This window comes from Methylobacterium sp. WL116, from assembly GCF_008039455.1.
In the GTDB taxonomy this organism is placed as follows: domain Bacteria; phylum Pseudomonadota; class Alphaproteobacteria; order Rhizobiales; family Beijerinckiaceae; genus Methylobacterium.
The window spans coordinates 1-6,114 of the sequence record NZ_VRUV01000276.1 but is presented as its reverse complement, the minus strand read 5'-3'; the positions used below and the strand labels follow the sequence as shown (position 1 = coordinate 6,114).

Below are 6,114 nucleotides of genomic sequence, written 5' to 3'. Positions count from 1 at the left end.
GGCGCGACCTTCGCCGGCGGATCGACCCAGGCCGGAGGCGTCTGCGCCTGCGCTGCGCCGGCGGCGAGGATCAGGCCGAACGCGAGCGTGGAACGCCGGGCGCCGAAGCGCGGGAGATCAGAGCACATGGGATCACCGGATGGTGGCCGAACGTCGAACGGGGCGTTTTAGAACGGCCGAGGTTAACGCAAGCGGGTGGGCGGCTGGTTCCGTCGGACCGGCACGCCGTCGCGGATCGACCGCCTTCGGCATCGACGGGTCGCGCGAATCGCGTCCGGTGCCGGCGGACGCCCGCGATTGCGCCGGCCGATCGGGAGCGCAAGACCGCGCCAAGCACGCGCGAAGCACGCGCGCGCGCCCTCCCCGACGGGCGCGCAGTCCGCCCGGCGGGCCCCGTCGCTCGAGGCACCCGGACGGGCCGGGCCGAAGGCTTCGGTCCTGATCGATGCGAGCGGAAGACCGTCCAAGCCGCGGAAACCGCCGCCCCGGCCCATGGGAAGCGCGCGATTGCGCGGGCGCCGGGGTTGAGATCGATCGGCGGGTACGCCACCTAGGCCGTATTCCGGGTCCGGGCCCCTCTGGCGGTCGAGGCGTCGACCGCGATGTCGGATCTCTGCCACGCCGTCGCCCCCGCGCCCCCGCGGGGGCGGCGAACGCGCCGAAGGGCTGCCGCTTGTCCGATTCGCAAACTCGATCCGGGATGCCGGAGGTTTTCCGATGAGCGCGGGCGTTCCTCCCCATGACGGCGCAGCGGGCCGCCGCAGGGCGCTGCTGCTGTGCAACCCGAAGGCCCGCAACGGCGGCGCCGCGATCGACGCCGTGCGCGACGCGCTGCGCGCGGGCGGGCTCGACCTGGTCGAGCCGGAGCCCGAGCGCGATGGTTGCGCGGTGATCCGGCGGCACGCGCAGGACGTCGACCTCGTGATCCTCGGCGGCGGCGACGGCACCATGAACGCGGCGGCGCCCGCCCTGGTCGAGACCGGGCTGCCGTTGGGCATCCTGCCGCTCGGCACCGCCAACGACCTCGCCCGCTCCCTCGGCCTGCCGCTCGACCCGGTGGCGGCCGCGGAGCTGATCACCACGGCGGCGGCGCAGCCGGTCGATCTCGGCTGGGTCAACGGGCACTACTTCTTCAACGTGGCGAGCATCGGCTTCTCGGCGGATCTGGCCGGCGGGCTCACCGCCGAATCGAAGAAGAAATGGGGCACGGTCGGCTACGCCATCGCCGCCTTCCGGGTGCTGCGCCGGGTGCGGCCCTTCACGGTGACGATCGAGCACGACGGAAAGCGCGAGCGCGTCACCACGATCCAGGCCTCGGTCGGCAACGGGCGCCACTACGGCGGCGGCATGACGGTGGAGGAGACCGCCACCGTCGACGATGGCAAGCTCGACTTCTACTCGCTCGAGGTGAAGCACTGGTGGCGGCTGCTCGCGCTGCTGCCGGCGCTCCGCCGCGGCACCCATGGCAGGGCCGAGGACGTGCGCGCCTTCCAGACCACCGAGGTGGTGCTGAGCACGCGCAAGCCGCGGGCCGTCAACACCGACGGCGAGCTCACCACCCACACCCCGGCGCATTTCAAGGTCTTCCCGAAGATCCTGAGGATCTACGCGCCGGATGCCGCCCGCCGGCCGGGCACCGCGAACCGGCTCTCGCCGCGCTGAGGCGCGCGCGCTTCGAGGGAGGGGCCCGATGGACCATCTCGTTCAGCTCGCCGCCGACCCGACGGTGTGGGCCGCGCTCGCGACCCTTGTGGTGATGGAGGTGGTGCTCGGGATCGACAACCTGATCTTCATCTCGATCCTGACGAACAAGCTGCCGCCCGAGCACCAGGCGCAGGCGCGCCGCATCGGCATCGGGCTCGCCCTGGTGCTGCGGCTCGGGCTGCTCGGCACGGTCGCCTTCATCGTGCAGCTGACGAGCCCGGTCTTCCAGGTCGCCGGCCACGCCTTCTCCTGGCGCGACCTGATCCTGCTCGCCGGCGGCCTGTTCCTGCTGTGGAAGGCCACCAGCGAGATCCATCACAGCGTCGACCCGCCGCCGGAGAAGGCGACGGGCGCCGCGTCGCTCGGCTTCGCCGCGGCGATCGGCCAGATCCTGCTGCTCGACCTCGTCTTCTCGATCGACTCGATTATCACCGCGGTGGGCATGACCGAGCACGTGCCGGTGATGATGATCGCCGTGATCGTGGCGGTGATCGTGATGCTGGTGGCCGCCGAGCCGCTCTCGGCCTTCATCGCCCGGAACCCGACCGTGGTGATGCTGGCGCTCGGCTTCCTGATCATGATCGGCATGACGCTGATCGCCGAAGGCTTCGGGGCGCACGTGCCGAAGGGCTACATCTACACCGCGATGGCGTTCTCGGCCGGCGTCGAGGGGCTGAACATGCTGGTGCGGCGGCGGCGACGAACCTGAGCGGCGGAGCGGTTTCTCCCTCCCCCCTCTGCGGGGGAGGGTGGCCCGCGAAGCGGGTCGGGAGAGGGGAGCGCGCTATCCGGAGAGGTCGCTCCCCTCTCCCGACCCTCGCTCACGCGAGGCCCACCCTCCCCCGCTTAAGGGGGGAGGGAAGAGGTACGGCGCATATGAAAAAGGCCCCGATCCAAGGATCGGGGCCTTCTTTTTCGTCCGAAGGCCCGAAACCCCTCAGGTGTTCATCGAGTCGAAGAAGTCGCCGTTGCTCTTGGTCTGGCGCAGCTTGTCCATCAGGAACTCGATCGCGTCGGTGACGCCCATCGGGTTGAGGATGCGGCGCAGCACGTAGGTCTTCTTGAGCGCGTCCGGGGGAACCAGCAGCTCCTCCTTGCGGGTGCCCGAGCGGGTGATGTCGATCGCCGGGAAGATGCGCTTGTCCGAGACCTTGCGGTCCAGGATGATCTCGGAGTTGCCGGTGCCCTTGAACTCCTCGAAGATCACCTCGTCCATGCGCGAGCCGGTGTCGATCAGCGCGGTGGCGATGATCGAGAGCGAGCCGCCCTCCTCGATGTTGCGGGCCGCGCCGAAGAAGCGCTTCGGGCGCTGCAGCGCGTTGGCGTCGACGCCGCCGGTGAGCACCTTGCCCGACGACGGCACCACGGTGTTGTAGGCGCGCCCGAGGCGGGTGATCGAATCCAGCAGGATGACCACGTCGCGGCCGTGCTCGACCAGGCGCTTGGCCTTCTCGATCACCATCTCGGCGACCTGCACGTGGCGGGTGGCCGGCTCGTCGAAGGTCGAGGCGATGACCTCGCCCTTCACCGAGCGGATCATGTCGGTGACCTCCTCCGGCCGCTCGTCGATGAGCAGCACGATGAGGTAGCATTCCGGGTGGTTGATGGTGATCGACTGCGCGATGTTCTGCATCAGCACGGTCTTGCCGGTGCGCGGCGGCGCGACGATCAGCGCGCGCTGGCCCTTGCCGATCGGGGCGACGATGTCGATGATGCGGGGCGAGAAGTCCTTCTTCGGCGGCGCGTCGAGCTCCAGCTTGAAGCGCTGGGTCGGGAACAGCGGCGTCAGGTTGTCGAAGTGGACCTTGTGCTTGATCTTCTCCGGGTTCTCGAAGTTGATTGTGTTGACCTTGAGCAGCGCGAAGTAGCGCTCGCCGTCCTTGGGGCCACGGATCGGGCCTTCCACCGTGTCGCCGGTGCGCAGGCCGAAGCGGCGGATCTGGGTCGGCGAGATGTAGATGTCGTCCGGGCCCGGCAGGTAGTTCGATTCCGACGAGCGCAGGAAGCCGAACCCGTCCTGCAGCACCTCGCAGGTGCCGGCGCCGATGATCTCGACCTCCTTGGCCGCGAGCTGCTTCAGGATCGCGAACATCAGCTCAGCCTTGCGCATGGTCGAGGCGTTCTCGACCTCGACCTCCTCGGCGAAGGCGATCAGGTCGGTCGGCGTCTTGGACTTGAGGTCCTGGAGCTTGACCTCGCGCATGGCGTCGAGGTCGGAGGCCGCGAGCGCGCCCTCGGTCGACGGGGTCGGGTCGGGCAAGTTCGAGTCGGGCAAGTTCGAGCCTGGGATGTCCGCGAGGGCGGAGACGTCGGACTGTTCGTTCATGGGATGTCTTGAACCGACGAAAGCGAAGGTTGAGGCAGGGAGCCTGGCAATCGGGAGAGGGCGCCGGATGTCTGGCCGCAAACGGTTGCGGCGGACCCGTGCATCGTCTGGGCGGAGCCCCGGGGGCTCACGGATGCGGCGGCGGCGCTTTTTTTAGGAGGGCAGACCACGCATATCGCGTTTTCGATGCCGGCTCAAGGGGGTGGGTTTCCGAGGCCTCGCTCCGACCGGAGGCTCGCGCGGAGCGGGCGGATCGGAGCGATGGGCGTCGCGGTCGCGGAACCCGCCGTCGTCATCCCGGGGCGCCGCGGACCTGCCCGGCATCCAGAACCGCAGGTCGCGCTGAAGATGGCGCCGGCGGCGGCTCCGGATCCCGGGCTCTGCTGCGCAGCCCCGGGATGGCAGGGTCGGTCTCGAACCGAGAGGTGAGAAAGCCGTCTCGAAGCGGATGGCCGGATCGGCCAATCCCCGCAGGACCGGATCGCTCGACGCACGACGCGCCCCCTCCCCCGTGCGGGAGAGGGGGCGCGTCGTGCGCTGCGATGCGGGGACGGGGTCGTTCGGTGCGCGCCTACGCCGCCTTGCGGCCGCCCTTCTTGCCGGCGGGCTCCTCGGTCGGCTCGGTGCCATCGAGGTTAAGCTTCTCGGCGATCTCCGAGAGCAGCGCGTCGGTCTTCTTCTCCTCCTGCAGGGTCTCGTCGAGGAGCTTGGCCGCGTCGGCGTAGCCGAGCTGGGCGGCCCAGGTCTTCAGGGTGCCGTAGCGGGCGATCTCGTAGTGCTCGACCGCCTGGGCGCAGGCCGCCAGCACCGCGTCGGCGGCGGGGCTGTCGCCGAAATCCTCCAGGTCCTCCTCCATCTCGGAGGTGATGCCCTGCATCGCCTCGCAGGTCTTGGCGCGGGCCGGCTTGCCGATGATCTCGAACACCTGGCCGAGCCGCTCGACTTGGTTGGCGCTCTCCTCGGCATGGGTCTCGAAGGCCTGGCGGAGCTCGGCATGCTCGGCGGCCTTGGCCGACTTCTTGAGCGCCTTCACCGACTGCTTCTCGGCGTAGTAGACGTCCTTCAACGTCTCGTAGAACGCATCGTGCAGCGTCTTCGGCTTGGTGGCCATGGCGGATGTCCTTCGGGTGCGTCGCGGGCGGCCCGCGACGGCAGGCGGCCCCTGGGCTGCCAACCCGCCGCCCCCGCATCGGCTCCCGACGAAATATCGCCCCCTGTGGAGGAACCGAACGCCGTCGGGCGGCGGCGGACGTCGGCCGAGGACGGCGCGTGCCGTTCAGCCGACAGCCCGCTGCAGCGCGTGCGAGGGAGGGGGCACGGCATGACCGAGCTCGCGAGCCATGGCGATCCACGCGTCGATCGCGTCGCGGACGTTCACGAGCGCTTCCTCGGGCGTCTCGCCGTCCGACATGCAGCCGGGGAGATCGGGCACGGTCGCAGCGAAGCCGCCGCCGTCGTCCTGGGTCAGTGGGGAGATCACCACGGGGTAGGTGAGTTCGCTCATGGCGCGGCTCCGACCTTGTCGATGAACCGAACAAGTTCGCGGATATACCACCCCTTGATCGGCCGAGCGGCGGGGATCGTCAACTTTTCGAATTGCGACCGGTGGCCGACCCGATAGTGCGAACCGCCGCCCCGTGGTGGATGGCAAGCTACGTCGAACTCGGCGCAGAGCGCAGCGATGTCCGACACGGTCCACCCAGCCGCGGGATTGGCCCGCATCGCTTCCAGGCGTTTCGACATGCAGCACCACCTCCTGATTCGAAGGCAATCATTAACGGTGATGCGTTAATTCTTATTGATCCGGCAGTTTATCGCGAATGGGTTAGGACCAGGTTAATCGCTGGAGCCACGTCAGCGATGTCCCGCCTGGTCGGATATCCGCGCGACGATCCGCGCCACCTCCGCCTCGGCGGCGGCGAAGCCGAGGCTCGTGTCGATCACGTAGTCGGCCCGCGCCCGCTTCTCGGCGTCCGGCATCTGCTTGGCGCGGATCGCCTCGAAGGCGGCCTCGGTCATGCCGGGGCGGGCGAGCACCCGGGCGCGCTGCACCGCGGGCGGCGCGGTGACCACGAGGACGGCGT

At 69.5% G+C, this 6,114-nt stretch carries 7 protein-coding genes; 2 read left to right on the top strand and 5 right to left on the bottom strand.

The window, feature by feature from the left end; all coding sequences use genetic code 11:
* The first annotated feature begins 717 nt into the window (after nucleotides 1-717).
* The gene (locus FV223_RS17890; RefSeq protein WP_147728288.1) at nucleotides 718-1,662 is read left to right on the top strand and encodes a lipid kinase; all 945 of its coding nucleotides are present in this window, start codon (nucleotides 718-720) and stop codon (nucleotides 1,660-1,662) included.
* 28 nt (nucleotides 1,663-1,690) lie between these two features.
* Nucleotides 1,691-2,413 carry a TerC family protein gene (locus tag FV223_RS17885; protein ID WP_147728287.1) on the top strand — a complete coding sequence of 241 codons (723 nt, stop codon included), beginning with the start codon at nucleotides 1,691-1,693 and terminating at the stop codon, nucleotides 2,411-2,413.
* Between the two features lie 228 nt (nucleotides 2,414-2,641).
* Here the strand turns inward: FV223_RS17885 and rho are convergent, their stop codons facing one another.
* From rho to FV223_RS17855, 5 genes are all read right to left on the bottom strand, one after another.
* The gene (gene rho, locus FV223_RS17875; protein ID WP_147728289.1) at nucleotides 2,642-3,907 is read right to left on the bottom strand and encodes a transcription termination factor Rho; all 1,266 of its coding nucleotides are present in this window, start codon (nucleotides 3,905-3,907) and stop codon (nucleotides 2,642-2,644) included.
* Between the two features lie 694 nt (nucleotides 3,908-4,601).
* Complete coding sequence (locus tag FV223_RS17870) at nucleotides 4,602-5,141, bottom strand: ferritin-like domain-containing protein (protein WP_147728285.1); 540 nt, start codon at nucleotides 5,139-5,141, stop codon at nucleotides 4,602-4,604.
* Between the two features lie 165 nt (nucleotides 5,142-5,306).
* Nucleotides 5,307-5,534 (bottom strand): type II toxin-antitoxin system HicB family antitoxin, encoded by a 228-nt coding sequence (locus tag FV223_RS17865; RefSeq protein ID WP_147728284.1) that lies wholly within the window; start codon nucleotides 5,532-5,534, stop codon nucleotides 5,307-5,309.
* Nucleotides 5,531-5,773 (bottom strand): type II toxin-antitoxin system HicA family toxin, encoded by a 243-nt coding sequence (locus FV223_RS17860; protein ID WP_147728283.1) that lies wholly within the window; start codon nucleotides 5,771-5,773, stop codon nucleotides 5,531-5,533. The genes FV223_RS17865 and FV223_RS17860 overlap by 4 nt, the downstream gene beginning before the upstream one ends.
* Nucleotides 5,774-5,884: 111 nt before the next feature.
* Nucleotides 5,885-6,114: dephospho-CoA kinase (locus FV223_RS17855; RefSeq protein ID WP_147728282.1), on the bottom strand; the 230-nt coding region annotated here is incomplete at its 5' end.